Source organism: Streptomyces fragilis, assembly GCF_003112515.1.
GTDB lineage: Bacteria > Actinomycetota > Actinomycetes > Streptomycetales > Streptomycetaceae > Streptomyces > Streptomyces fragilis.
Genome location: NZ_BEVZ01000002.1, coordinates 697,666 through 721,242 on the forward strand (window position 1 = coordinate 697,666; position 23,577 = coordinate 721,242).

The following is a 23,577-nucleotide window of genomic DNA, read 5'->3' on the forward strand; positions in this document are numbered from 1 at the left end:
GTCACGGGCGGTTCCGCAGGGAGGCACCCGGGTCCCGCGCCCCGGCCGACGTGCTCCGCCCCGAGCCGGTACCGGTGCTCCCCTCGCAGCCGACCCCGTGCGTGTCCGCGCAGCTGGCCGGCGGCCCCACCGCCTGTTGTCACCTTTTGACTCACGCAGCCCGGCGGCCCGGAACCGCAGCGCCGGGCGGTGCTCGGATCAGCCCAGGACGGTGCGCAGCGCCGTCAGCAGGCGGTCGACGTCCGCGTCGTCGTTGTACGGGGCGAGTCCCAGCCGCACGCCGCCCTCGTCACCCAGGCCGAGGTGGCGGGACGCCTCCAGGGCGTAGAACGAGCTCGCCGGGGCGTCCACCCGGTGTTCCGCCAGCCGCCGCGAGACCTCGGCCGCCGCGACGCCCTCGACGGTGAACAGCAGGGTGGACGTGCGGAGCGGGGCCCGCGAGTGGAGGGTGACGCCGGGGTGCTCGGCGAGCCCTGCCTCGATGCGGGCCCGCAGCCGGTCCTCGTGGTGCTCCACCGCGGCGAAGGCGGCGACCAGCCGCTCGCGGCGGTCCGCGCCGCTCGTGCCGGCCGGCGCGAGGGAGGCCCAGTAGTCCACCGCGGCACGGGTGCCGGCCAGCAGCTCGTACGGCAGGGTGCCCAGCTCGAAACGTTCCGGCACGGCGTCGCCGGACGGCAGCAGCTTGTCCGGGCGCAGCGACTCCAGCAGCTCCGCGCGCCCGGTGAGCACCCCCAGGTGCGGGCCGAGGAACTTGTAGGGCGAGCAGACCAGGGTGTCCGCGCCGAGGGCGGGCAGGTCGACGGCGACGTGGGCGGCGTAGTGCACCGCGTCGACGTGCAGCAGCGCGCCCACGGAGTGCGCCAGTGCGGCGAGGGCCGGCACGTCGGGACGGGCGCCGTTGAGGTTGGAGGCGGCCGTGACCGCGACCAGGCGGGTGCGGGGCGACAGCACCTCCTCGAGGTGCTCCGGGCGCAGTTCGCCGGTGACGGTGTCGAAGCCGGCCCACCGCACGGTGGCGCCCGCCGCCTCGGCGGCCTGCACCCACGGGCGGATGTTGGAGTCGTGGTCCAGCCGCGTGACCACCACCTCGTCGCCCGGCCCCCAGCCCTTGGCGAGGGTGCGGGCGAGGTCGTACACCAGCTGGGTGGCGCTCCGGCCGAACACCACGGTCGAGGGCGGGGTGCCGAGGAAGTCGCCCATGGCGCTCCGGGCCCCGGTGACGATGTCGTCCGCGTTGCGCTGCGCCTCGGTGAGCCGGCCGCGGTTGGCCAGCGGACGGGTGAGGGCCTCGGCGATGGCCTCCACGACGGGCGCGGGTGTCTGGGTGCCGCCGGGAGCGTCGAAGCGGGACCAGCCGGAGGCGAGCAGGGCGGGGAAGGCGGCGCGCACGGCGGCGGCGTCGAAGGGCGCGTCGAGGGACGTCTCGAGGGACATCAGGGGCCTCCTGGGCGGGCGAAAGGCGACGTCACGCCATGATCGCAGCAGTGCCCGGAGGAGGGAACGAGCAGGTCCGGACGCGGCGGCTCCCCAAAGCCGCTCCGCGTCCGGACCCCATGCCGGAAGGTCGGAGGCCGATGACCCTCCGGTGGTCCAACTCCCCCCAGGTGTGCGCCCGGTGGGCGCGTGGCCCCGGGCCGGAACCGCGCGCGGAACCGCTCCACGCGTTCCGTGTCCGGCGAGGGGGTGTCCCGCAGCGGGAAGGGCAAACCCGTCCCGAGGCGTTCCGTGACCGCTCCCGCCTCCTCGCGCGGCGACGAATGCGCCGCCGTCGCACTTGTCACAACATGTGCCGTTAACCGGAACATTCCTCGGATGTGGGGAAAATCCTGCCGGATCTCGCGGTCCGGTGAAGCCGCAGGCCCGGGAAGGGCGGGCGGCCGATCGGCGGTCGAGCGGACGGTGCCATGATCGGAGCACACGTGTGCAGTCGAGCGGAGGGACGGGGCAGTGACCGAGCGCCCGCAGAGGACGGCCTGGATACGCCGGTTCCACAGTGCGGCGCAGGACGCGCCGCACGTCGTGTTCTTCCCGCACGGCGGGGCCGGCGCCACCTACTTCCACCCGCTCTCCCACGCCCTCGCCCCATCCGTCCAGGCGCTGGCCGTCCAGTACCCGGGGCGGCAGGACCGCATCGCCGAGCCCCTCGTCCCGGACGTCGGCGCACTCGCCGACCACATCGCCCGGGAGCTCGAGCCCTGGGCCGACCTCCCGCTGGTGCTGTTCGGCCACAGCCTCGGCTCGGCCGTGGCCTTCGAGACCGCCGTCCGGCTGGAGCGGAGCGGGGCGAAGGTCCGCGCACTGATCGCCTCCGCCCGCCGCGCCCCCTCGCTCGCGACGCGCCGCGCGCTGCCGGCGCTGGAGAGCGACCGCGAGGTGCTCGACATCCTGGAGATGCTGCGCGGGGACACCGGCTCCCCGATGCCGGAGGACCCCGCCTTCCTCGAGCTGGTCCTGCCGACCGTCCGCAACGACTTCCACGCCAGCAACCACTACCGCGCCCCCGCCGGGCTGCGCCTGCGCTGCCCGGTGACCGCCCTGGCGGGGGAGAGCGACCCGGCGGTCGAGGTCGCCGAGGTCGAGCGCTGGTCGCAGCACACCACGGGAGCGTTCCGGCTGCGCACCTTCCCCGGCGGACACTTCTACCTCGACGACCGGGTCGAGGAGATCCGCGCGGAGATCACGGCGGCCGCGGGGGCCGTCACCACCTGACCCGACCGCCGGGCGGGGCACGCCGCGCGGGCGTGGCCCCTACCGGAAGGCCTCCGCGTTGCGGACGGCCCAGTCGGCGAAGGACCGGGCCGGACGCCCCAGCACGGCCTCCACGTCCGGGCCGACCGCCCGCTCGCCGGCCATTGGAGCGCCCAGGACGTCCAGCGTGCCGGTGACCGCGTCCTCGGGCATGAACCGCGCCATGTGGGCGTGCGCCCGCTCACGCGGGAGCTCGACGAACCGGACCTCCTCGCCCAGGGCCCGGCCGAGGGCCGCCGCCTGCTCGCGCGGGCTGACGGCCTCGGGCCCGGTCAGGGTGTACACGCGTCCCGCGTGCCCCTCCTCCAGCAGGGCGGCCGCCGCCACCGCGGCGATGTCGGCCGGGTCGACGACCGGCAGGGCCACGTCGCCGAACGGGGCGTACACCGTGCGCTCGGAGCGGACCGTGCCGGCCCACGCGAAGGCGTTGGAGGCGAACCCGCCCGGCCGCAGGACGGTGTGATCCGTCCCCGCCGCGCGGACCGCGTCCTCGAACGCGCGCAGACGGGCGTGCGAGACGGACCCGGGGCGGGTGGCGACGCTCTGCGAGGAGAGCAGGACGACCCGCTTCACCCCGGCGCCCACCGCCGCGTCCAGCAGGGCCGCCGGGCTCTCGCCGGATACGTTCAGCTCGCCTCCCAGCAGGACGAAGAAGGCCTCGGCGCCCTCGAGCACGGGACGCATGCCCGCGCTGTCGCCGACGTCCGCCCGCGCGTGCCGGACGCCGTCGGGCAGCCCTTCGAGCCGCGGCCGCCGCGAGACGGCGACGACCTCCCCGCCCGCCTCGGCGAGCAGCGGAACCAGAGTCCGCCCGACGTTGCCGGTGGCGCCCGTCACCACGATCATGCGAAACCCCCGTGGGTAAGTGAGTCGGCTGACTGACTCGTAGGCCATGGACGCTAACAGGGCCAACAGGGCACCGCCTATAGTCAGTTGGATGACTGACGCGAAATCGCCCAGGGCGAGGGCCGCAGAAAAGCGCCGCCGGCTGACGACCGAGGCGGCCAGGGTCCTGCACCGGCAGGGCGTCGAGCGGACCACCCTCGCGGACATCGCGCGGGCTGCCGACGTGCCGGTGGGAAACGTCTACTACTACTTCAAGACGAAGGACGAGCTGGTCCTCGCCGCGCTGTCCGAGCACGGCGCGTACCTGGACGAACTCACCGTCCGCCTGGAGCTGTCGGAGGACCCCCGCGACCGGCTCAAGGGACTCGTCGAGGCCTGGATCGAGCAGCGCGAGGTCGCCGCGCGCCACGGCTGCCCCACCGGCAGCCTGGCCGTTGAACTCGGCAAGCGCTCCGACGGGACCCTCGACGGCGAGGCGGGCGCGGTGCTCGGGCGCCTGCTGGACTGGGCCGCCCGGCAGTTCCGCGCCATGGGCGCCCCCGGCCCGGACGACCTCGCGCTCACCCTGGTCTGCGCCTACCAGGGCATGTCCCTGATGGCCAACGCCCTGCGCGATCCGGACGTCATGGCCCGTGAGGGGAGACGGCTCCTGGAATGGCTGGATTCCGTCCAGGCCACCGGCCCGACGACCAAGAGCCTTTCCCCACGGCCCCGTTGAACTGACGTCCGAACGATCATAGGCTCGCGCGCCATGGGCCACGGCCCAGCTCGACCGCACCACCGGCACTGCTTCGCACCCACCCATGGAGGAGCATGTGAGAGCACGTCGCGCGACCGCCTGGGCCGCCTCCGCACTGGTCGGCACCCTCGCGCTGACCGGTACCGTCACCGGCCCCGCGACCGCGGCGCCCGCGGGAACGGCGACCGCCAACGGAGCCGTGGCCACCGCCACCGGCCCGGTCGGCCACCAGGAGAACGACCGCGTCCCCGAGGGTTCCGTCTGGACCCAGCACTACTTCCCGTCCGCCGACGACTCCGGCACCGAACTGCACGCGGACGTCCTGCTGCCGGAAGGGCTGGACCCCGGCGAGAAGGTGCCCGTCATCCTCTCCGTCGGCCCCTACTTCTCGCACGCCGGCCAGACCGGCCCCGAGGGGTTCACCCACACCGGACCGTCCCCCCGCTTCAACGACTTCCTCGAGGGCGCCGACGTCTTCGACAACGGCTACGCCTTCGTCATGGTGGACCTGCGCGGCTTCGGCGGCTCCACCGGCTGCCTCGACTGGGCGGGACCCGGCGAACAGGCCGACGTGAAGGCCGCGATCGCCTGGGCGGCCCGCCAGCCGTGGTCCACCGGCGCGGTGGGTATGTACGGCAAGTCCTACGACGCCGTCACCGGCCTGATCGGCAACAACCTCGACCAGCGGGCCCTGAAGGCGGTCGTCGCCCAGGAGCCCGTCTGGGACATGTACCAGTACATCTACTCCAACGGCGTGCCCCGCCCGAACGTGACCGGCACCGCCAACGCCTACAACGGCATCGCGACCTTCCCGCCGATGGCGGACGACGACGCGCGCTACCAGGCCAACGCCCGCTGGGAGCAGGCGCACCCGGAGTGCCTGGAGCAGAACCTGGCCGGCTACCGCATCGCCGACCAGGAGAGCGAGCACTGGAAGGCGCGGGACCTCGCGGCGATGGCCGAGGGCAGCGACACCCCGCTCTTCGTCACCCAGGGCTTCATCGAGAACAACACCAAGCCCGAGGAGATGGAGGAGTACCTCGACAACCACCGCGGGCCGGAACGCGGCTGGCTCGGCCAGTGGGACCACGTGCGCGGCGGCGACCGGGTCGGCGACGGCCGCCTCGCCATGGGACGCGAGGGCTGGTACGCCGAGACGCTGTCCTTCTACGACCGGTACCTGAAGGGCGTGCGGCCCACGGTCCGGTACCCGGCCTACTCCGTCGAGGACAGCACCGGCGCCTGGCGGGCCCAGCGCACCTGGCCGGTGGTGGAGCGGTCGGTGACGCTGCCGCTGGGCGGCGGGTCCTACGTCGACGACGGCGGCGCGTCCGCCCGCGCCGACCTGGCCGCCGCGGGCGAGGAGAGCGCGGCCAGGACACCCGAACCGCCGTCCGGCACGTGGGACATGGAGAACGCTCCGGCCGTGGAGGCGCCCGCGCCCGAGGGGCTCGCGAAGGGCGTCGCCGAGCGGCAGACGGCGGGCGACGTCGGCTCCAGCTTCTTCGTGTGGTCCAAGCCCCTCGAGCGGCCGGTCCGCGTCACCGGGACGCCGCAGATCCGGCTGACCGCGCGGGGCGAGGGCAACGTCATGCTCAAGCTGTACGACGTCGCCCCCGACGGCAGCGCGGTGATGTTCGACGAGCAGGTCTCCCTGGTGGAGACCGGGCGGCTCTCCGTCGACCTCAAGTCGACGGACTGGACGCTGCGTCCGGGCCACGTCCTCGCCGTGGAGATCGGCTCCGTGCAGACCGGCTCCTGGCGCGACACGCCCTCGGGCGAGACGATCAGGGTCACCGGCGCGCAGCTGCGGCTCGCCCTGGACGACCCCGCCGACGACGTGCCCACCCAGGGGGCGCGCTCGCCGTTCCTGGACACCTACCTCCGCCAGTACACGGTCACCCTTCCGGCCGGCCCCGCCACCTTCACGGTGACCCCGGGCCGGCACCTCTGACCCGTGCCGGCATGACAGGGGCCCGGCGCGTCACCCGCGCCGGGCCCCTCGTGCACGCACCGGCGTACCGTCAGGCGTTCATGCCCGCCCAGAACTCCTCGAAGGACATCTGGCGGTCGCCGTCCGTGTCGAGCGAGTCGACCAGGGCGCGCGCCTGCTCGGCGGTGATCTCCGAGCCCTCGAGCTCCGAGACGACCTGCCGGTACTCCTCCGCGGTGACCTGCCCGTCCCCGTCGAGGTCGTAGCGCTCGAAGACCTTGCGCGCCGCAGCCTTCACGATGTCCGTCATGCGTATCCGTCCGTCGTCACGATCTGAACGCAGGTCAGGTTAGCGGGCCTTGTGCACCGTGAACTCGTTGCCGTCGGGGTCGGTGAGGGACACCCGGCCGCCGTCGTGCCCGTCGCCGTCGAGGTGCGTCGCGCCGGCGGCGACCAGCCGGTCGATCTCCGCCCGCAGGTCCTCGCCGGCCGGGACGGCGAGGTCGAAGCGGATCCGGTCCCGGCGCCCGCCGCGCGGCATCAGCGGCGGACCGCCCCAGGTGATCTTCGTTCCCCCCGCGGGCGACTGGATCGCCGTCTCCTCGTCCTGGTCCCAGACCAGCGGCCACCCCAGCGCCCGGCTCCAGAAGTACCCCACCGCCTGCGTGCCGTCGCAGGCGAGCGCGCCGACGAAGCCGCAGCCGGCGAGGAAGCCGTTGCCGGGCTCGATGACGCAGAACTCGTTGCCCTCCGGGTCGGCGAGCACCACGTGCTCCTCCTCGGGCAGCTGGCCGATGTCGGTGTGCCGGCCGCCGAGCTCCAGCGCCCTGGCCACCGTCGCCCCCTGCTCGTCGGGGGACGCGCTGGTCAGGTCGAAGTGCAGGCGGTTCTGCGCCGACTTGGGCTCGTCCGTCGCGACGAAGCGCAGCGCGAACCCGGTGTCCTTCGCCGCGAGGACCGTGAAGTCGTCACCGCGCTCCTGCCGCAGCCCGCCCGCCCAGAAGCGGGCGAGGCGGGCGGGGTCGAGCGCGTCGAACGTGAGCGCGTGCAGGTACGCGGGCATGCCGGGGGTCTCCTCGGGGTGCGGGGTCACAGGCTGGTGAAGAGGGCGTCGAGCGGGGCGGGCAGTTCGCCGGGGCCGAGGGCCTCGGCCAGGACGCGGCCGTAATGGATCTTGCGGCCCTTCTTCGTGCCCAGGAAGCGCCGCAGCTGCCGCTCGCGGGAACGGCCCTGCTGCGCGGGCTGGCTCTGGAAGATCCGCCAGGCGCGCAGGTCGCCCTCGGCGGCGACCACCGCCTCGACCCGCTCCGTGCCCAGGGCGCGGACGAACTCGTCCTCCAGGTCCGCCACGCACACGAAGACGTCCCGTGCGGGCGCCCCGGCCCGCTCCAGCGCGCGGTCGAACCAGCCCCGCTCGCGCTCGTCGCAGAGGCCGGTGAGCCGCAGGCCGAGCCCGGGAGGCCCGAGGACCCGGGCGAAGCGGCCCGCGTTCATGGCGCCGTTCATCGTCACGACGCACACGCCCTCACCCGCGAGGTCCCGGCCGTGCCGGGCGGCCAGGGCGTCCACGGCCGCGAGATCGCTCGGGCCCTCCAGCAGCACCGCCGTCCGCAGCCCGAGCCGCGTCGCCAGTTCACCCGCCCGCCCGGCGCTCCCGCCGGCCGCCCAGTGCCGCACCGCGTCCCCGAACGCCGCCGTCTCCGCCATGCGCGCGAGTCTGCACCACCGGTGGGGGAGCGGCACCCCAATATCCGCGGGGGCGACGCCGGGCGGCCGGCCCTGCCGCAGGGGCCGGCGAAAACCGTTCGACGGGTGCGCGCCCCGCCCGTCATGCTCGGGGACATGTTCCGGCACGCCTTCGCCCTCGCTGCAGCATCCGCGGTCGCGGATGCTCCGAAGGCTGCCGCCGCGTTCCTCGCAGCGGGCGCCGCAGTCGGCGCGGCCGCCGACGGCGCCCGAAGGTGACCCTCCCCGGACAGAACTTCCGGCGGACCCCGTAGGGGGAGGGTCGGAGAACCGCCTCCGGGGTCCCCGCCGGCCCGCTCCCCCCACCGGGAGGGCCGGACGCCCGCGCGTCGCACCGCGAGGAACAGCCATGCCCAAGACGGCATTCGTCCGCACCAAGCCGCATCTCAACATCGGCACCATGGGTCACGTCGACCACGGCAAGACCACCCTGACCGCCGCGATCACCAAGGTGCTCGCCGACCGCGGGGCCTCCCGCTACGTGCCGTTCGACCGCATCGACCGGGCTCCGGAGGAGGCCGCCCGCGGCATCACCATCAACATCGCGCACGTCGAGTACGAGACCGGCACCCGGCACTACGCGCACGTCGACATGCCCGGGCACGCCGACTACGTCAAGAACATGGTCACCGGCGCCGCCCAGCTCGACGGCGCGGTGCTGGTGGTGTCCGCGCTCGACGGGGTGATGCCGCAGACCGCCGAACACGTGCTGCTGGCGCGGCAGGTGGGCGTCGAGCACATCGTCGTCGCGCTGAACAAGGCCGACGCCGGCGACCCGGAGCTCACCGACCTGGTGGAGCTGGAGGTGCGCGAACTGCTGACCGCGCACGGCTACCCGGGCGAGGAGGTGCCCGTCGTGCGGGTCTCGGGGCTCAGGGCCCTGGAGGGCGACCCGCGCTGGGTCGCGGCCGTCGAGGCGCTGCTGGACGCCGTCGACACCTACGTGCCGATGCCCGAGCGGCACCTGGAGGCGCCGTTCCTGCTGCCGGTGGAGAACGTGCTGACCATCACCGGGCGGGGAACCGTCGTCACCGGCGCGGTGGAGCGCGGCACGGTCCGCACGGGCGACCGGGTCGAGGTCCTCGGCGCGGGACTGGAGTCGGTGGTCACCGGGCTGGAGACCTTCGGGCGGCCGATGGAGTCGGCCCAGGCCGGGGACAACGTCGCGCTGCTGCTGCGCGGGGTGGCCAGGGACGCGGTGCGCCGCGGACACGTGGTCGCCGCGCCGGGCAGCGTCACGCCGAGCCGTCGCTTCACCGCGCGGGCCCGCGTCCTGTCGGCCCGGGAGGGCGGCCGCCGCACCCCGGTGTCCACGGGTTACCGCCCCCAGTTCTACATCCGCACCGCGGACGTGGTGGGCGACGTCGACCTGGGGGAGGCGGGCACGGCGCGGCCCGGGGAGACCGTCGACATGACGGTCGAGCTCGGCTCCGCGGTACCGCTGGAGCCGGGCCTGGGCTTCGCCGTCCGTGAGGGCGGCCGGACCGTCGCCGCGGGGATGGTGACGGAGGTCGGCTGACGGACGCGGGCAGGCCGACGGGGGTCCTGCGCGGCGGGTCCGCCCCCGGGAGCGGGGGCGGACCCGCCCTTCGGGGCGGCAACGCCCGGCAACCGGCGGCCGTCCCTGAGCGGCGGGTGGTAGAAACTCCCCGACGGACGGGGCGCCGGCCCCGTCAGGACCGAGGGGGCAGCGATCTCTTCCGTAATCGCCAACGTTCTGATCGGCCTGGTGACGAGTCTCATCGGAGGCGCGTGCGGCTGGCTCTGGGAGCGCGGCAAGCGCTCCCGGATGCTGCGCCGCAAGGCCGCGTTCTTCGGCGTCGTGCCGGGTGAGCCGTGCCTGGTCGTCGTCGGCAACAAGCACGGCCTGCCCGACGTCACCCACCGCAGGGACGTCGACGTCGTCGCGGAGATCGCCGCCCTGGCCGGCCAGTTCGGCAGCGACGTCGTGACCGAGTCCAGCAACACGTTCCGGGGGAGCAACGACGACCGGACCGAGTTCTGCGTCGGCGGCCCGGTCGGGGAGGCCAACGTCCGCACCGGCGGACACCTCGCGGCGCACCTCCCCGGCGTCCGCGTGCTCCCGTACGACGACGGCCCCGATTCCGTGGCCCTCGTCGTCGGCGAGCACCGCTACCCGTTCGACAAGAACGTCCAGGAGTACGCGCTGGTCGCCAAGTTCACGCCGCCGGAGGCGAGCCGGCCGGTCCTCCTCGTCTGCGGCCAGAGCCCGCTGGCCAACCGGGCGGCCGTTCACCTCCTCAAGCGCCGGTACGCCGAGGTGGCGCGCGCCCTGGAGTCGGTGGATCGTTTCTGCATAGTGGTCCGGGTGCCGGAGATCCGCACCTACGGGTACCAGGCGGCCACCTTCGAGCGCGACGTGACCAGGGAGGCGTTCGCCCGTGCCTGAGACCGGACCGGCCGCGGCCGAGGCCGGACCGCCCGTGAGCGGGGCCGGACCGCAGCCGGTTGCGCTGAGCCGGCGGGACCTGCGCGAGGTCACCGCCTTCGCCGCGACCTGCGCGCGGGAGGTGCTCGACGTGTTCGAGGCGGACCGGCCCGACGACCCCCGTCCCCGCCACGCGCTGGACACCGCCCGGGAGTTCGCCCGGGGCGGCGAGCGCGGCAAGGCGCTGCGCGACGCGGCCTGGGCGGCGCTCAAGGCGGCCCGGGCCGCCGAGGGCGCGGCGGCCCGCGAGGCGGCCCGGGCCGCCATGGCCGCGGCCGGCGCCGCCTACCTGCACCCGCTGGCGAAGGCCACGCAGGTCAAGCACATCCTGGGCTCGGCCGCGCACGCGGCCCACGCCGCCGAGCTGGTCGCCGGCGGTGACCGCGCCATCGGCGAGGAACACCTGCGGCGGGCCGCGCGGCACGCCACCCCGGCCCTGGCCGAGGTGCTCCGGCGCTATCCGGCCGCCCCGCCCGGCGGAGGCCGCACCGGTGAACTCCTGCGGGCCCTGGACGCCGCCCTGCGCGAGCGCGCCCCACGGTGACACACCCGGGCCGGCTGCCGGCGGCGCGCCGGGCGCAGCTGCCCCGGTCGTCGGGCGACCCGCCAACTGCAGGCTGACCGCCACCACTTGGGGCGGCCTCTAGAGTGACCTCATGCCTGACAGGTTGAGTGCCATACGAACCCGCGCAGCGCTCCGTTCCTCGGCGCGCACCTCCGCCGAGCTGCTGCTGCTCCTGCTGACGGCCGCCGCCGCCCTGTGGCTCCTGGGCCGCATGTGGCCGGTGCTGTGGCCGCTCGTCGTCGCCCTGTTCCTCACGACGCTCACCTGGCCCCTCACCCGCTTCCTGCGGGCGCACCGCTGGCCCGCCACGCTCGCGGCCTCGGTGGTGACGGTGCTGTCCCTGGTGGTCGCGGCGGGCGTGGTCGCCCTGATCGCGGTGCCGGTGAGCTCCCAGTCCGGGCAACTGGTCGACGGGGTGGTGGACGGGATCAAGCAGCTGCGCGAATGGGCCGCCGGTCCGCCGCTGAACATCGACGACGCGCAGATCAGCAAGGGCCTCGACGCCGCGGTGGAGCGCCTGCAGGACAGCGCGGGCACCACGGTCTCCGCCGTCGTCACCGGGGTCGGGACGGTGATCAACGGCGTCGTCACCGCCGTGCTGGCGGTCTTCCTGATGTTCTTCTTCCTGAAGGACGGCCCCCGGTTCCTGCCCTGGCTCGCCCGTCAGCTGCCCGGGAAGTACGCCGTCCACGTGCCCGCCGTCGCCGAACGCGGCTGGGACACCCTCGGCGCCTTCATCCGCTCGCAGGCCCTGGTCGGCCTGATCGACGCGGTCCTCATCGGCATCGGCCTGTGGCTCCTCGACATCCCGCTCGTGCTGCCCCTGTCGGTGCTGACCTTCGTCTCCGCCTTCGTGCCGGTCATCGGCGCCCTGTTCGCCGGCTTCGTCGCGGTCCTCATCGCGCTGGTCTCCAACGGGCTGACCGACGCGCTGATCGTGCTGGCGATCATCGTCGGCGTGCAGCAGCTGGAGGGCAACGTCTTCCAGCCCATGATCCAGAGCCGGGGCCTCGGGCTGCACGCCGCGGTCATCCTGCTCGCGGTCACCCTGGGCGGCAACCTGGCCGGTATCGTCGGCAGCCTCCTGGCCGTCCCGGCGGCCGCGCTGATCGCGGTGGTGTGGAACTACGTCCGCGAGCAGCTGACCGAGCGGGACGAGCGGCCTCCGCGGGACGGTGAGGCGGACGGCGGCGCCACCGTCGCCACGGTCTGATCCGCCGCTCCCCGGCACGCCCCGAAAGGCCCGGCCCCGCCGCTCGCGGGTCCGGGCCTCCGCCGTCCTCCGCCCCGGTCGTGCGGGTGGGGCGGGGCGGGCGCGGGTGTTGGTCACCGCCTCCAGAACAGGTGGTGCGTCACCCCGCTCGGGCTCGGCACCACGTCCAGGTGGAAGCGGTCGAGCAGCTCGTCGGGGGACTCCCACAGCCGCAGCCCGGTGCCCAGCTCCACCGGTGAGACCGCCACGTGCAGGGTGTCGACGAGATCGGCGTCCAGGAACTCCCTGACGGTGGTGACACCCCCGCCGAGCCGGACGTCCTTGCCCTGCGCGGCCTCCCGCGCCTGAGCCAGCACCGTCGCCGGGTCGCCGTCGACGAAGTGGAACGTGGTGTCGGACAGCGTGAGGGAAGGGCGCGGGTGGTGGGTGAGGACGAACACCGGCGTGCGGAACGGGGGTTCGTCGCCCCACCAGCCGCGCCACTCGTGGTCCGCCCACGGGCCGCGCTGGGGGCCGAACTTGTTGCGGCCCATGATCTCGGCGCCGATGTTGCGGGCGTAGTCCCGCGTCAGGTAGTCGTCGAGCCCCCGGCTGCCTCCCGGGTCGGTGCGCATCGGCCAGCTCGCGGTGGCGCCGGCCCAGGCGAACAGCCTCTCCGGATCGACGTGGCCGAACGGCCTCTCCAGGGTCTGGTCCTCCCCGGCGCCGATCCCGTCGCTCGAGACGTTGAAGTTCTGCACTCTCAGCAGCTGGGCCACGCGTTCCTCCTGTGTGGGTGACACGACGGTGGGGAGACTCCCCGGGCCGGGAGAAGTCATCGTCGCGCCCTCAGGCCCGCGCGGACGGCACCGCCCCGCGGTCACGTCGCGGGCACGGTGATGACCGGGCAGTGCGCCCGGTGCAGGAGTCCGTGCACCACGGAGCCCACACGCATGCCGGAGTAGCCGCCGTGGCCCCGCCGGCCGACGACCACGGCGAGCGCGTGCTCGGCCGCGCCGGCCAGCACCTCGACCGGTGACCCCGAGGTCACCTCGTGGGTCAGGGACAGGTCAGGCAGGAGCTCCGTCAGGGGAGCGGTGAGCTCGCCGAGCAGCCGGGATTCGGCCTGCTGGAGTGCGGCGGGGTCGGGGTGCCGGGTGAAGACCGGCGGCTGCCACACCGCGACGGTCCGCAGGGCGCACCCCCGCAGACGCGCCTCCTCCGCGGCGAACGCCAGTGCGGCCCGTGACGACTCGCTTCCGTCCACGCCCACCACCAGGTAGGGCGCCGCCTGCGTGGCGTGCTCGGCGTCGCCGACGACGGCCACCGGGCACCCTGCCTGTGCGGTGACGGGGACGACGAGCGAGCCGGCGCCGAGGAACTCCTCCGTCCTGCGCAGACGGCGGGAGCCCAGCACCACCATCACGGCGTTCCGGGACAGGCCCGCCATCACCTGGGCCGGCCGGCCCTCGAGGAGCGCTGTGGCGACCCGGGTCCCGGGGCTCCGCTCGCGCACCAGGTCGGCGGCGGAGGCCAGGGCGTTCCGGCCGGCCACCGCCTGCGCCTGGAAGCGGGGACCGTCGTCGACATGCTGGGTGTCGTGCGGCGGAGGGACGGCGACCACCAGACGCAGGCCGGCCCGGCGTCGCTCCGCCTCGTCCACGGCCCAGTACACGGGGAGGCGCACATCCCTGGCCGGGTCGACCCCGACGACGATCTCAGATCGTTCCGCCGTCTCGTCCATGACGCCTCTCCCTGCCCAGGGTGCGCCCGCGCACGGTGCCGTGCGGCAGCGGAGCCGCCGGAGCGGGTGCGCGCCGCAACCTGTCCACGGCACCAGAATTCCACACGCGGACGCCTCCGCAACCGGGCACCCGAACGGGACCGGGCCGTCGCCGGCCGCTCGGATGCCTGTCCGCGGAGCGGGGAACCCGGACGCCGCGGGGCGCCACGAAACCCACGGGAGGTGAGTGGCCGTGATGCCGGACGCCACCAACACCGATCTGTACGAGATCACCATGGCCATGTGCTACCGGCGCGAGAGGATGGGCGGAACCGCGACCTTCGATCTCTTCGTGCGCGACCTGCCCGCGGAGCGGGGCTTCCTGGTGGCCGCCGGAGTGGAGTCGGCGCTGGACCTGCTGGAGGGGTTCCGGATCGGCGAGGAGGAGACCGAGGCATTCGCCGCCGCGCTGGGGCGGCCACGCCAGGACCTGGAACCGCTGCGCGACCTGACGTTCACCGGGGAGGCCAAGGCGGTCCCGGAGGGGCGGATCGTCCTCGCGGGGGAGCCCCTCATGGAGGTGACGGCGCCCATCACCGAGGCGCAGCTGGTCGAGACGTGCCTGCTCAACCGGATCAGCCACCAGACGGCGATCGCCTCGAAGGCCGCCCGCTGCGTCCTCGCCGCGGCCGGACGGCCCGTCGTGGACTTCTCCCTGCGGCGCACCCACGGCGCCCAGGCGGGCCACCAGGCCGCGAGGCTGGGCGCCCTGGTCGGCTTCGCCGGGACGAGCAACGTGGCGGCCGCGGTCCGCGAGGGGATCCCGGCGGTGGGCACCATGGCCCATTCCTTCGTCGAGGCGTTCCCCACCGAGGAGGACGCGTTCCGCGCGTTCGCCCGCTGCCACCCCGGCCCCCTGACCCTCCTGGTGGACACCTACGACACCGAGCGCGGCGTCCAGGTCGCCGCACGCGTCCTGCGGGACCTGGACCGCGCGGAGGGCTCGGCGGTCCGTCTCGACAGCGGAGACCTGGGGGCACTCGCCGTGCGGGCCCGTGCGCTCCTCGACGCGGCGGGCCTGCCCGGGGTCCGTGTCGTCGCCAGTGGCGGGCTCGACGAGTACGCCCTGGACGCACTCGTCCGGGCAGGGGCTCCCGTCGACCTGTTCGCGGTGGGCACGCGGGTCGGCGTCTCCGCCGACGCGCCCTCCCTGGACTCCGCCTACAAGCTCGTCGAGTACGACGGCCGCCCCGTGATGAAGCTGTCGCAGCACAAGGTCACCGCTCCGGGCGCCAAACAGGTGCACCGGCGCCCGGACTTCGCCGACGTGATCGGACTGGCCGGGGAGGCGCCGCCCGAGGACGGCGTGCCGCTGCTCGAGACGGTGATGCGGCACGGGCGCCGGACGGCGCCCCGGCCCTCCCTCGCCGACCTGAACGCCCGGTTCACGGCGGACCTCGCGGCTCTGCCCGCCTCCGCCCGGCGGATCCGCGCACCCCTCGCGCCGCGAGCGGTGCCTTCGCAGCAGCTGGAGCGCCTCACCGGCCGGGTGCGGGCGCGTACCGAGAAGGCCGCGGCGGCGGCGACGGGCGACCCGACACGCCCGCACGGCCACGCCTGACGATCCCTGCCCGTCAGCTCCGTGTGGCCTCGCACGCGGAGTGGAGTGACGCTGGAGTGGAGGAGGAGACCATGCCGACGCCGCACATTTCCCCACCGACGGTCCGCGACCTCGTCCACGCCGCCGCGACCGCGCCTTCCCTGCACAACGCCCAGCCCTGGCGTTTCGTGTACCACCGCGGTACGGGGGTGCTGGACCTCAGGGCGGACCCGGCCCGCGGTATGCCGTACGCGGACCCCGACCACCGGGCGCAGTTCATCAGCTGCGGCGCCGCGCTGTTCAACCTGCGGGTCGCGGCCGCCCACAGCGGCCTGGTCATGCACGTCTCCCTGCTGCCCGAGCCGGAGGACCCCTGGCTCGTCGCCCGCGTGCGCCCCGGAACGGCGGGCGGCGCGGCGGCCACCGGAGCGCTGGCGAGCCTCCGCCCGGCGCTGGCACGCCGTCACACCAGCCGGGTCCCGTTCGAGGACCACCCCCTGCCCGACGCGGTCCGGCAGCTGCTGATCCGCGAGGCCGAGGCCGAGGGGGCGCGTCTGCTGTTCCCCGGCGGCTGGCACGTCCGCTTCCTGGTCGATCTCATCGCGGAGGCCGAGCACCACGCCGAACACGCCGGCGACCCCGACGAGGCCCGCTGGCTGCGCGTCGGCACCGCCCCGGAACTGGCCCCCGACGGCGTGCCCTGGTCGGCCGTCGGCCCGCAGAGCCAGGACGCGGCGTGGTACAGCCGCGACTTCGGACACGGCACCGGCCGGGAGCAGGCCCGCGTCCGCTTCGAACGCCACCCCCAGCTGGCGATCCTCTCCACGGCCGACGACGACCCCCCGCGCTGGGTGCTCGCCGGGCAGGCCCTGGAGCGCGTCCTGCTCGCGGCCACCACGGTCCAGGTCGCCACCGGCCTGACCACCCAGCCGCTGGAGCGCCAGTCGCTCCGCTGGCTGCTGCGCGACCCCGTGCACGGCCACGGGGCCGTGCAGATGATCCTCCGCCTGGGATACGGCCCCACCGGCGCGGTGACGCGACGCCGCCCCGTCGACGACATCCTCGACCTGGAGCCGTGACGCCGCGCCACCCGCCGCAGGGACGGTGGCGCCCGGACGTGCTCCTCGCGCGGAGGCGGACGCCCGCCCTCATGGTGGTGGTGCGGGGAGTCGGCCGTTGTGCCGTGCGGAACGCCGCACGCCGGGACCCCCGCGAACCGTGTGGGAGCTGATCCGTATGGACTCTCGGACGCCGGCCGCGCCCACCGCCGCGGTGCGGGTGGAGGCGGGGCTGGACGAGCGGCTGTCGCGCTGGCTGTGGCTGGTGAAATGGCTCCTGCTCGTCCCGCACTACGTGGTGCTGGCCTTCCTGTGGATCGCCTTCCTGGTGGTGAGCGTGATCGCCTTCTTCGCGATCCTCTGCACGGCCCGCTATCCGCGGCCCCTGTTCGAGTTCAACGCCGGTGTGCTGCGCTGGAGCTGGCGGGTGCACTACTACTCGGCCGGCGCCTTCGCCACCGACCGGTACCCGCCCTTCAGCCTCGGCGAGGAACCCGACTACCCGGCGCGGCTCCACATCGCCCGCCCCGGCCGCCTCTCGCGCGGGCTGGTGCTGGTCAAGTGGTGGCTGCTGACGATCCCGCACTACGTCGTGGTGGGCTTCCTGGCCGGCGGCGGCTACGGAGGCGGCGGCGACGAGCACGGGGACGGGAGCGGGGGCGGCCCGTGGATGTGGTCGGCGGGGCTGATCACCGTGCTGGCGTTCTTCGCGATCATCGCCAAGGCGTGCACCGACCGGTATCCGAGGGGCCTGTTCGACCTGATCGTCGGGTTCAACCGCTGGGTGCTGCGCGTGGCGGCCTACGCGGCGCTGATGACGGACGCCTACCCGCCCTTCCGCCTGGACCAGGGCGGCGCCGAACGTGACGCCGGACAGGACGGGCCGCGGGAGCGGTGAGGAGACGCGCCGGGCGGTCCACGGGCGGAGGGGTGCGCGCGGTCCACGCGCGGAGGGGTGCGCGCGGTGCGAGGCGGAGGGGTGCGCGATAAACGATGGCGCGCGATCGCCGGCGACCCTAAGCTGTGCCGTGTCGGAGCAGCGCCCCGTTCGTGGGCGCCGCTCGTTCGTGTCGAGGTTTTCAGGAGGTGTGACCGATGGCTGTCTCCGTGACGGGCCCTGCCCGCATCCAGCAGTTCGTTCCGTTCACCTCCGCGGCCTCCGGCTGACCTCACCTCTTCCTGCGCGTCGACGCACGCGCGGTGCCGGGGCCGCCCTTCGAAGGGCTTCCCTTGAACCTCTCCTCTCTTTCCCCGACCTCCTCGCACCCGCTCACCCGCTTCGGCTGGGACGAGGGCTGGGAGTCCGAGTTCGCCCCGTTCGCCGCGCAGGGGCTGCTGCCCGGGCGCGTGATCCGGGTCGACCGCGGCCAGTGCGACATGGTCACCTCCGAGGGCGTGATCCGCGCGGACACCGCGTTCGTCACCCCGCACGACCCGATGCGGGTCGTCTGCACCGGCGACTGGGCCGCGGTGGACCCGGTCGGCGGGCAGCCGCGCTACGTGCGCGACTACCTTCCGCGGCGGACCGCGTTCGTGCGCTCGACGTCGTCGAAGCGGTCCGAGGGGCAGATCCTCGCCGCCAACGTCGACCACGTGGTCGTCGCCGTGTCGCTGGCCGTGGAGCTCGAGTACGCCCGCGTCGAACGGTTCCTGGCCCTGGCCTGGGAGTCCGGGGCGCAGCCCGTGGTGGTGCTGACCAAGGCGGACCTGGTCCCCGACCCCGCGACGCTCGGGTACCTGGTGCGCGACGTCGAGGGGACGGCGCCCGGGGTGCCGGTGCTGGCCGTCAGCGCCGCGACCGGCGAGGGCGTCGACGTCCTCGCCGCGACCGTCTCCGGCGGCACGACCGTGCTTCTCGGGCAGTCCGGAGCGGGCAAGTCGACCCTCGCCAACACGCTGCTCGGCGAGGACGCGATGGACGTCCAGGCGGCGCGGGACGTGGACGGCAAGGGCCGGCACACCACGACCACCCGCAACCTGTTCGCGCTGCCCGGCGGCGGCGTGCTCATCGACACGCCGGGACTGCGCGGCGTCGGGCTCTGGGACGCCGGGCGCGGCGTCGGGCAGGTGTTCGCCGAGATCGAGGAACTGGCCGCCGACTGCCGGTTCCACGACTGCGCGCACGTCGCCGAGCCCGGGTGCGCCGTGCTGGCCGCGGTCGCCTCCGGAGAACTGCCCGAGCGGCGGCTGGAGAGCTACCGCAAGCTGCTCCGTGAGAACCAGTACATCGTGGCCAAGACCGACGCCCGGGCCCGGGCCGAGATGCGGCGCGAGTGGAAGCGCCGCGGAGCCGAGGGCAGGGCCGCGATGGAGGCCAAGCGGGGCCGGATGCGGTGACCGTGCCCCGGAAGGCGGGGTGGCGGCCGAACGGGCCGGCCGCCACCCCGCCGATCCCGGGCTAAACCTCCGTCACCACCCCTCGTACGGGTGATCCTCCGCGACGCGTTCAGCACGCTCCGTGTCCGTCGTGTCACGCTGTGAAACGGTCGGCTCCGTCGAGATCGACGCACGCGCGGCCAACTGAACATCGCGGAGGACGGAACACATGCTCAAGGCGGTACGGGTCATCGTGGCGCTGCTCCTGCTCCTGCTCCTGCTGGGCACGGCGCCGGCCCACGCGGTGGCGCCCGACCGCCGGGTGGAGAAGGAGAAATGGACCGGGACCTGGGCGGCCGCCGCCTCCGGCACCGCCCTGCCGCTGCCCGGCGCGTCCATCCGCAACGTGGTGCACACCAGCGTCGGCGGCACGGCGGCCCGGGTGCGCCTGTCCAACCGGCTCGGCATCCGCCCGCTCCACCTCGGCTCGGTCACGGTCGCGCTGCAGGAGCACGGTTACTTCCCCCGCCCGGACGCCGTGCCCGGAACGATGCGGCGGGTCCTCTTCGACGGCCGGCCCACGGCCGTGGTGCCGCCCGGGCGGGAGATCGTCAGCGACCCGGTGCGGCTCGACGTGCCCGGCGACTCCGACCTGCTGGTCACGGTGTACACGCCGCTGGCCGACGGCCCGGCCACCTACCACCGGATCGCCAAGCAGACCAACTTCCTGGCGCACGGCGCCGACCACACCGCCGACGTGGGCGGCGCCGCCTACACCTCGACGATCCGCTCCTGGTACTACGTCACCGGGGTGGACGTGCGCACCGCCCGCGCGGCGGGCAGCGTGGTGGCGCTCGGGGACAGCCTGACCGACGGGGTGGGCACCACCCCCGACAGCAACAGCCGCTGGCCCGACCGGCTCGCCGACCGGATCGCCGCGCTGCCCCCGCGGCACCGGCTGGGAGTGCTGAACGCGGGGATCTCCGGCAACCGCATCCTCAACGACCGCTCCGGGCCGAGCGCGCTCGAGCGGTTCGACGCCGACGTCCTGCGGCGCAGCGGGGTGCGGACGGTGATCGTGCTGGAGGGCATCAACGACGTGATGACCGACGCGGCCGGCGACGACGGGGTCAAGGCCTTCGAGAAGGCCTACCGCACCCTCGCGAAGAAGGCGCACGCCAAGGGCATCCGGGTCGTCGGAGCCACCCTCACGCCGTACCGGGGGCATCTGGCCTACACCCCACGGCGGGAGGCGCTGCGGCGGCAGGTCAACCGCTTCATCCGGCAGGAGGCGCCGTTCGACGCGGTGGTCGACTTCGACGCGGCGGTACGGGACCCCGAGCGGCCCGACCGGATCCGGTCCGCCTTCGACCCGGGCGACCACCTGCACTTCAACGACGCCGGCATGAAGGCGCTGGCCAGGGCGGTCGACCTCGGGCAGCTCACCGGCTGACCGGTGGCCCGTCGGGTGCGCGGAGCGGCGCGCCCGGCCGGTGTTTCAGCGCAGGAGCACGGTCAGGAGCCAGGCGCCGAGGATCAGGAGCGCCGCGTAGAGCTCCACCAGCAGCGCCGTGCCGCCGGAACGCATCATGCCGCGCACCGCCGCCCTCGCCTCGCGCGGGCGGCGGCCCTCGTGCAGGCGCTCGTGCAGGTAGAGGCCGGCCAGGAAACCCGGGACGGCGCCGACGACGGGCAGCAGGAAGAAGCCGAGGAACGCCCCGAGACCGGCGTAGCCGCGCGGGCCGGGGCGGCGGGCCAGGTCGGTGGTGCGGGAGGCGTGCCGGGGGGTGAACTGGGCGCGCAGCAGCCCGGCGAGCAGCAACAGGAGCGTCGCGCCCACCAGGACCGCCCAGGCGGTCGGGCGCGGGTCGTTCAGCGCCCACCACAGGACACCGGCCCACACGAGCCAGGACCCGGGCACCCCGGGGGTCAGTACTCCGCACAGGCCGAGCACGATGATCACCCCGGCCAGCAGGAGTTCCCACGCTCCCATTCCTCCAGGGTGCCCGAGGAGGAGCACGGGCGCAGGGTTCGGCGTGGCCGGAGTTTCCCGGCGGCTTCGGCCGGTTGTTCGGGTTGCCGTCCGGTCGTGTGTTCTCGGCGGGCGCCCCACCCGAACGCCGCCGCGATGCACGGTTTCAGACGGCTTGCGCGGTCGAAGATTAGGAGCATGAGCCAACAGGGGGAGACGCCCACCGGCCGCCGGGACCAGGACGAGCGTGAGCACGAGGACGACTGGTGGGGCCAGTTGTACGACGGGGCCACCGGCGACACGGGCCCGTCGGCGGCCCCCGACTCGCTGGACGACAGGTTCGCCTCCGTGGCCGGAACGGTGGGCGGGGGCGGCGCCCCCACGGACGGCCGCGCGGTCCCCTCGCCCCGGCCGGAGCCGGGTGCGCCGGGTCCTTCCGCGCCGCCTGCCGGCACGGCGTGGGACGCCTCGGACGGCGGCTTCCCCGCGGGGCCGCAGGGCGGGGCCGAGCCGACGATCGGCGACGACTGGTTCGCCGCGGCCGACCGAAGCCGGGGCGCAGGGGCCCGACCCCGACCCGGGGGCGCACCCGAGGCCCCGGACGCGGACGCGGGCCCGGCCGCGAACCGGACCCCGGCCCGCGGCCCGGCCTCGGACGCCGGTCCTGCCTCGGACGCCGGTCCTGCCTCGGGCCCCGGTCCGGCCTCGGACGCCGGTCCGGCCTCGGACGCCGGTCCGGCCTCGGACGCCGGTCCGGCCTCGGACGCCGGTCCGGCCTCGGACGCCGGTCCGGCCTCGGGCCCCGGTCCGGCCTCGGACGCCGGTCCGGCCTCGGACGCCGGTCCGGCCTCGGACGCCGGTCCGGCCTCGGGCCCCGCTCCGGCCTCGGACGCCGGTCCGGCTGCCGCCCGGGCCTCGGACCCGGCTCGGGCCTCGGGCTCCGGTCCGGCCTCGGACGCCGGTCCGGCCTCGGACCCCGGTCGGAACCCGGCTGCGGTCCCGGAGTTCGGGCAGGAACCAGTTGCGGAGCCCGGTCCGAACCTGGAGCGGGACCCGGACGTGGGTCTGGACTGGGATCCCGACCTGGACCTGGATTTGGATCTGGATCCGGACCTGGAGCGGCTGGACGGCCCGGTGCGCGAGCCCGGGGGCCCCGGCTCCACCGCCGGGCAGCCGCGGAACGGGGCCGAAGGCACAGCCTCCCGTGACGGCACGGCTCCCGACACCGTGGACGGCGGCACCAGGCGCGGCACCGGTGACCCGGCCGTGTCCGGCGAACGGCCGTCGGGCGGCGCCGGCCGCGGCGCGAACAGGGAACAGCTGGAGGGCACGATTGATCGGCCCGCGGCACGCCCTGCAGAGAGCGTGGGTGACGCGGCCGGAGTTCGTCCTGAGGCGGGTGCGGGCGACCGTGCCGGGGAAGGCCCCGCGCGAGGTGCGGGCGACCGTGCCGGGAAAGGCCCCGCGCGAGGTGCGGGCGACCGTGCCGGGGTGCGCCCCGGCGAGGGCGCCGGCGGTCGGGCCGCGACGACGGGTGCGCGGAACGCCGCGGGTGCTCGCGACGCCGACGTGCCCTCGCGAGGGGACACCGCGACCCCCGGGCGCCGCGCCGCCGCGCCGGCGGAGGGTGACCGGGGGGACGCCGCCGGGCCCGGGCGCCGCACCGCCACGCGGCCCGGGCCGTTCCGGGAGGACGCCCCGTTACCGCCCGACCGGGAGACGCTGGACCTCGGTGGCGGGGCGGGCCGGGACGTGGCGTACGTGGGCGACGAACCGCCCGGCTACGACGCCGAGCCCACCTCGCTGCCGATGGCGGACCCCGCCGCCCTGGAGGACCTGGTCCCCGACAGCGTGCTGGACGGCGCCCGGCACGGCGGGCTGACCCTGCGCGCCGCCTCGGTGCGCGGGGACTCGGCCCGCTACCGGGGCGAGGTACGCCGGGACGCGCTGCTGACCGCCCGGTTCGGGGTGGGCGACCGCGCGCTGGTGCTGGTCGCCGTCGCCACCGGCGCCCGCGCCACCCCCACCGGGCAGCGGGCCGCCACCGCGGCGTGCCGCTGGATCGCCCAGGCCGTCGGTCGCAGCGCCGCCCGCCTCGCCGAGGACGTGCGCGAGGGCCGCCGCGCCGACCTCAGGGCGGGACTGCAGCGGCTCACCGACCGCAGCCTCGGCCGTCTGCGGGCCACCGCACGGGTTGAGGGGTGGAGCACCGGCGGCGACGAGGCGACGCTGCGCTGCCTGCTGCTGCCGGCGGACCCCGACTGCCGCATCCGGGTGTTCTTCGGCGTCGGTGACGGCGGCCTGTACCGGCTGCGCGACGGCGACTGGCAGGACCTCGAGCCCCGGCCGGCCGGCCCCGCCGCGAAACCGGGCGAGCTGACCCTGGACCTCGGCATCACCACGCCGCCGAGCCCTTACGAGCCCGCGCCCGAGCCGCCCCGCGAACCGTTCCGGTTCCGCACCTGCGTCGCCCGGCCGGGGGACCGGCTGCTGATGTGCGCGGCCGGCCTGTCCGACCCGCTCGGCGGGGAGCCCGCGCTCCTCGCCCACCTGGGCCGGAGGTGGGCCGCGCCGGAACCGCCCGGGCTCGCCGGTTTCCTGGCGGACGTGCAGGTGCGGGTGAAGGGTTACGCCGACGACCGTACGGCGGCGGCCGTCTGGGAGGCGTGATCGCGCCCCGCGTGGATTGA

General features: G+C 75.1%; 21 protein-coding genes. 13 read left to right on the forward strand and 8 right to left on the reverse strand.

Going from position 1 to position 23,577, the window contains the following annotated elements; genetic code table 11:
• Positions 1 to 198: 198 nt before the first annotated feature.
• Positions 199 to 1,434: a cysteine desulfurase-like protein gene (locus tag Sfr03f_RS05060; RefSeq protein WP_108952475.1), complete on the reverse strand. Its 1,236-nt coding sequence runs from the start codon at positions 1,432 to 1,434 to the stop codon at positions 199 to 201.
• A gap of 513 nt (positions 1,435 to 1,947) precedes the next feature.
• Here Sfr03f_RS05060 and Sfr03f_RS05065 point away from each other — a divergent pair.
• Positions 1,948 to 2,709 (forward strand): thioesterase II family protein, encoded by a 762-nt coding sequence (locus Sfr03f_RS05065; protein WP_108952476.1) that lies wholly within the window; start codon positions 1,948 to 1,950, stop codon positions 2,707 to 2,709.
• A 39-nt stretch (positions 2,710 to 2,748) separates the two neighbouring features.
• On the opposite strand, the gene Sfr03f_RS05070 is transcribed toward Sfr03f_RS05065, so the two are convergent.
• A complete protein-coding gene (locus Sfr03f_RS05070; protein ID WP_108952477.1) occupies positions 2,749 to 3,594 on the reverse strand; it encodes an NmrA family NAD(P)-binding protein in 846 nt (281 codons plus the stop codon).
• Positions 3,595 to 3,685: 91 nt separating this feature from the next.
• Between Sfr03f_RS05070 and Sfr03f_RS05075 the strand changes: the two genes are divergently transcribed.
• Together Sfr03f_RS05075 and Sfr03f_RS05080 are read left to right on the forward strand one after the other, a co-directional pair.
• Positions 3,686 to 4,312, forward strand: a complete 627-nt coding sequence (locus tag Sfr03f_RS05075; protein ID WP_108952478.1) for a TetR/AcrR family transcriptional regulator — start codon at positions 3,686 to 3,688, stop codon at positions 4,310 to 4,312.
• A gap of 85 nt (positions 4,313 to 4,397) precedes the next feature.
• Positions 4,398 to 6,287 (forward strand): CocE/NonD family hydrolase, encoded by a 1,890-nt coding sequence (locus Sfr03f_RS05080; protein ID WP_108952479.1) that lies wholly within the window; start codon positions 4,398 to 4,400, stop codon positions 6,285 to 6,287.
• Positions 6,288 to 6,357: 70 nt separating this feature from the next.
• Here the strand turns inward: Sfr03f_RS05080 and Sfr03f_RS05085 are convergent, their stop codons facing one another.
• From Sfr03f_RS05085 to Sfr03f_RS05095, 3 genes are read right to left on the reverse strand one after another with little or no spacing between them, the layout of a single operon-like run.
• Positions 6,358 to 6,576, reverse strand: a complete 219-nt coding sequence (locus Sfr03f_RS05085) for an EF-hand domain-containing protein (RefSeq protein WP_108952480.1) — start codon at positions 6,574 to 6,576, stop codon at positions 6,358 to 6,360.
• A 39-nt stretch (positions 6,577 to 6,615) separates the two neighbouring features.
• Positions 6,616 to 7,329, reverse strand: coding sequence for a VOC family protein (locus Sfr03f_RS05090; protein ID WP_108952481.1), 714 nt, complete (start codon positions 7,327 to 7,329; stop codon positions 6,616 to 6,618).
• A 26-nt stretch (positions 7,330 to 7,355) separates the two neighbouring features.
• Complete coding sequence (locus Sfr03f_RS05095; protein ID WP_108952482.1) at positions 7,356 to 7,973, reverse strand: TOPRIM nucleotidyl transferase/hydrolase domain-containing protein; 618 nt, start codon at positions 7,971 to 7,973, stop codon at positions 7,356 to 7,358.
• A 388-nt stretch (positions 7,974 to 8,361) separates the two neighbouring features.
• Between Sfr03f_RS05095 and tuf the strand changes: the two genes are divergently transcribed.
• The 4 genes from tuf (at position 8,362) to Sfr03f_RS05115 (ending at position 12,239) form a co-directional block, all read left to right on the forward strand.
• Positions 8,362 to 9,531, forward strand: coding sequence for an elongation factor Tu (gene tuf / locus Sfr03f_RS05100; protein WP_108952483.1), 1,170 nt, complete (start codon positions 8,362 to 8,364; stop codon positions 9,529 to 9,531).
• A gap of 210 nt (positions 9,532 to 9,741) precedes the next feature.
• Positions 9,742 to 10,422: a hypothetical protein gene (locus Sfr03f_RS05105; protein ID WP_245967402.1), complete on the forward strand. Its 681-nt coding sequence runs from the start codon at positions 9,742 to 9,744 to the stop codon at positions 10,420 to 10,422.
• Positions 10,415 to 11,005, forward strand: coding sequence for a putative immunity protein (locus Sfr03f_RS05110; protein WP_359289847.1), 591 nt, complete (start codon positions 10,415 to 10,417; stop codon positions 11,003 to 11,005). The genes Sfr03f_RS05105 and Sfr03f_RS05110 overlap by 8 nt, the downstream gene beginning before the upstream one ends.
• A 112-nt stretch (positions 11,006 to 11,117) precedes the next feature.
• Positions 11,118 to 12,239 (forward strand): AI-2E family transporter, encoded by a 1,122-nt coding sequence (locus Sfr03f_RS05115; protein ID WP_108952485.1) that lies wholly within the window; start codon positions 11,118 to 11,120, stop codon positions 12,237 to 12,239.
• A gap of 113 nt (positions 12,240 to 12,352) precedes the next feature.
• Here Sfr03f_RS05115 and Sfr03f_RS05120 read toward each other — a convergent pair whose 3' ends face one another.
• Positions 12,353 to 12,997 carry a dihydrofolate reductase family protein gene (locus Sfr03f_RS05120; RefSeq protein WP_108952486.1) on the reverse strand — a complete coding sequence of 215 codons (645 nt, stop codon included), beginning with the start codon at positions 12,995 to 12,997 and terminating at the stop codon, positions 12,353 to 12,355.
• Between the two features lie 101 nt (positions 12,998 to 13,098).
• Positions 13,099 to 13,962 carry a universal stress protein gene (locus Sfr03f_RS05125; RefSeq protein WP_108952487.1) on the reverse strand — a complete coding sequence of 288 codons (864 nt, stop codon included), beginning with the start codon at positions 13,960 to 13,962 and terminating at the stop codon, positions 13,099 to 13,101.
• A 235-nt stretch (positions 13,963 to 14,197) separates the two neighbouring features.
• Between Sfr03f_RS05125 and Sfr03f_RS05130 the strand changes: the two genes are divergently transcribed.
• From Sfr03f_RS05130 to Sfr03f_RS05150, 5 genes are all read left to right on the forward strand, one after another.
• Positions 14,198 to 15,562 carry a nicotinate phosphoribosyltransferase gene (locus Sfr03f_RS05130; RefSeq protein ID WP_108953449.1) on the forward strand — a complete coding sequence of 455 codons (1,365 nt, stop codon included), beginning with the start codon at positions 14,198 to 14,200 and terminating at the stop codon, positions 15,560 to 15,562.
• A gap of 71 nt (positions 15,563 to 15,633) precedes the next feature.
• Positions 15,634 to 16,620: an Acg family FMN-binding oxidoreductase gene (locus Sfr03f_RS05135; RefSeq protein WP_108953450.1), complete on the forward strand. Its 987-nt coding sequence runs from the start codon at positions 15,634 to 15,636 to the stop codon at positions 16,618 to 16,620.
• A 157-nt stretch (positions 16,621 to 16,777) separates the two neighbouring features.
• Positions 16,778 to 17,497 carry a DUF4389 domain-containing protein gene (locus Sfr03f_RS05140; protein WP_108952488.1) on the forward strand — a complete coding sequence of 240 codons (720 nt, stop codon included), beginning with the start codon at positions 16,778 to 16,780 and terminating at the stop codon, positions 17,495 to 17,497.
• Between the two features lie 332 nt (positions 17,498 to 17,829).
• Positions 17,830 to 18,936, forward strand: coding sequence for a ribosome small subunit-dependent GTPase A (rsgA, locus tag Sfr03f_RS05145; protein WP_108952489.1), 1,107 nt, complete (start codon positions 17,830 to 17,832; stop codon positions 18,934 to 18,936).
• Between the two features lie 208 nt (positions 18,937 to 19,144).
• Positions 19,145 to 20,368: an SGNH/GDSL hydrolase family protein gene (locus Sfr03f_RS05150; protein WP_108952490.1), complete on the forward strand. Its 1,224-nt coding sequence runs from the start codon at positions 19,145 to 19,147 to the stop codon at positions 20,366 to 20,368.
• A gap of 45 nt (positions 20,369 to 20,413) precedes the next feature.
• Here Sfr03f_RS05150 and Sfr03f_RS05155 read toward each other — a convergent pair whose 3' ends face one another.
• Entirely contained in the window at positions 20,414 to 20,908 is a 495-nt protein-coding gene (locus Sfr03f_RS05155) for a DUF456 domain-containing protein (RefSeq protein ID WP_108952491.1), read from the reverse strand.
• A 177-nt stretch (positions 20,909 to 21,085) separates the two neighbouring features.
• Between Sfr03f_RS05155 and Sfr03f_RS31775 the strand changes: the two genes are divergently transcribed.
• Entirely contained in the window at positions 21,086 to 23,557 is a 2,472-nt protein-coding gene (locus tag Sfr03f_RS31775) for a protein phosphatase 2C domain-containing protein (RefSeq protein ID WP_439959675.1), read from the forward strand.
• The last annotated feature ends 20 nt before the right edge of the window (positions 23,558 to 23,577 follow it).

Excerpts from the sequence above, each read along its gene's own strand:
- Sfr03f_RS05125 (WP_108952487.1), bottom strand. The coding sequence starts at position 13,962 with ATGGACGAGACGGCGGAACGATCTGAGATCGTCGTCGGGGTCGACCCG.
- Sfr03f_RS31775 (WP_439959675.1), top strand. The coding sequence starts at position 21,086 with ATGAGCCAACAGGGGGAGACGCCCACCGGCCGCCGGGACCAGGACGAG.
- Sfr03f_RS05155 (WP_108952491.1), bottom strand. The coding sequence starts at position 20,908 with ATGGGAGCGTGGGAACTCCTGCTGGCCGGGGTGATCATCGTGCTCGGC.
- Sfr03f_RS05140 (WP_108952488.1), top strand. The coding sequence starts at position 16,778 with ATGGACTCTCGGACGCCGGCCGCGCCCACCGCCGCGGTGCGGGTGGAG.
- Sfr03f_RS05150 (WP_108952490.1), top strand. The coding sequence starts at position 19,145 with ATGCTCAAGGCGGTACGGGTCATCGTGGCGCTGCTCCTGCTCCTGCTC.
- Sfr03f_RS05135 (WP_108953450.1), top strand. The coding sequence starts at position 15,634 with ATGCCGACGCCGCACATTTCCCCACCGACGGTCCGCGACCTCGTCCAC.
- Sfr03f_RS05075 (WP_108952478.1), top strand. The coding sequence starts at position 3,686 with ATGACTGACGCGAAATCGCCCAGGGCGAGGGCCGCAGAAAAGCGCCGC.
- Sfr03f_RS05095 (WP_108952482.1), bottom strand. The coding sequence starts at position 7,973 with ATGGCGGAGACGGCGGCGTTCGGGGACGCGGTGCGGCACTGGGCGGCC.
- Sfr03f_RS05130 (WP_108953449.1), top strand. The coding sequence starts at position 14,198 with ATGCCGGACGCCACCAACACCGATCTGTACGAGATCACCATGGCCATG.
- Sfr03f_RS05090 (WP_108952481.1), bottom strand. The coding sequence starts at position 7,329 with ATGCCCGCGTACCTGCACGCGCTCACGTTCGACGCGCTCGACCCCGCC.
- Sfr03f_RS05080 (WP_108952479.1), top strand. The coding sequence starts at position 4,398 with ATGGAGGAGCATGTGAGAGCACGTCGCGCGACCGCCTGGGCCGCCTCC.
- tuf (WP_108952483.1), top strand. The coding sequence starts at position 8,362 with ATGCCCAAGACGGCATTCGTCCGCACCAAGCCGCATCTCAACATCGGC.
- Sfr03f_RS05070 (WP_108952477.1), bottom strand. The coding sequence starts at position 3,594 with ATGATCGTGGTGACGGGCGCCACCGGCAACGTCGGGCGGACTCTGGTT.
- Sfr03f_RS05085 (WP_108952480.1), bottom strand. The coding sequence starts at position 6,576 with ATGACGGACATCGTGAAGGCTGCGGCGCGCAAGGTCTTCGAGCGCTAC.
- Sfr03f_RS05060 (WP_108952475.1), bottom strand. The coding sequence starts at position 1,434 with ATGTCCCTCGAGACGTCCCTCGACGCGCCCTTCGACGCCGCCGCCGTG.
- Sfr03f_RS05115 (WP_108952485.1), top strand. The coding sequence starts at position 11,118 with ATGCCTGACAGGTTGAGTGCCATACGAACCCGCGCAGCGCTCCGTTCC.